Here is a 1258-nt window from a genome sequence, read left to right on the forward strand (position 1 = left end):
TGTAGTGGCACAGTAAATTTGGCCACCTGATTAAAGGTGATATCCTCACCACAACACAAAACAGGTGACTTAATGAACAAGAAAACCAAACGTACTTTCACCCCTGAATTCAGGCTGGAATGTGCACAGCTAATTGTTGATAAGGGCTACTCATATCGACAAGCCAGTGAAGCGATGAATGTCGGTTCTACCACGCTTGAGAGTTGGGTGCGCCAGCTCAGGCGAGAGCGTCAGGGGATTGCGCCCTCTGCCACACCTATTACTCCAGACCAGCAACGTATCCGCGAACTGGAAAAGCAGGTTCGCCGCCTGGAGGAACAAAATACGATATTAAAAAAGGCTACCGCGCTCTTGATGTCCGACTCGCTGAACGGTTCACGATAGTTGCCAGACTGAGTGACAGCCACTCAGTTGTCAGCCTCTGTTCTGCTCTGGAAATACACCGCAGCAGTTACCGGTACTGGCGAAAACGACGCGATACGGTTAATCCGGCGCGAGTCAGGTTGTGCAGCGAAATACGCCGGGCGTGGAACCAAAGTAGGGGCTCTGCGGGGGCGCGCACGCTGGCTGAAATGCTGACCCAAAACGGCGTCCCGATGAGCCGTTACCGTGCCGGGCGTCTGATGAAATATCTGAACCTGAGCAGTTGTCAGCCCGGAAAACATCAGTACAAAAATGCTCGTCAGGAACATACCTGTCTGCCGAATCTGCTTGAGCGCCAGTTCGCTGTGCCCGAGCCAGATAGGGTATGGTGCGGAGATATTACGTATATCTGGGCAGGAAATCGCTGGTGCTATCTGGCGGTCGTCATGGATCTTTTTGCCCGCAGGGTTATCGGCTGGAGCCTGTCAGCGAATGCCGATACTGCCCTGATAAGCAGTGCCCTGCGGATGGCGTATGAGGTGCGTGGTCAGCCGCGGGACGTCATGTTCCATAGCGACCAGGGAAGTCAATATACAGGACTGAAATATCAACAACTTCTCTGGCGTTACAGGATAAAGCAAAGTGTCAGCCGACGGGGAAACTGCTGGGATAACAGTCCAATGGAACGCTTCTTCCGCAGTCTGAAAACAGAATGGGTGCCAACCGATGGCTACACAGGCAAAGACGTGGCCCGGCAGCAAATCAGCAGTTATATTCTGAATTATTACAATAGCGTCAGGCCTCACCATTATAACGGAGGGCTGACGCCGGAAGAGTCAGAGAACAGATACCATTTTTACTGTAAAACCGTGGCCAGTATTACTTGACCACTACA

General features: G+C 52.1%; 1 protein-coding gene. It reads left to right on the top strand.

The features are described from left to right. The first annotated feature begins 36 nt into the window (after positions 1-36). A protein-coding gene (locus ACJHYR_RS27750; protein WP_085949589.1) for an IS3-like element ISEc31 family transposase occupies positions 37-1250 on the top strand; the annotation gives its coding sequence in 2 pieces (ribosomal slippage) (positions 37-331 and positions 331-1250; 1215 coding nt in all). The last annotated feature ends 8 nt before the right edge of the window (positions 1251-1258 follow it).

The organism is Escherichia sp. WS1450, assembly GCF_046487395.1.
In the GTDB taxonomy this organism is placed as follows: Bacteria; Pseudomonadota; Gammaproteobacteria; order Enterobacterales; family Enterobacteriaceae; genus Escherichia; species Escherichia coli.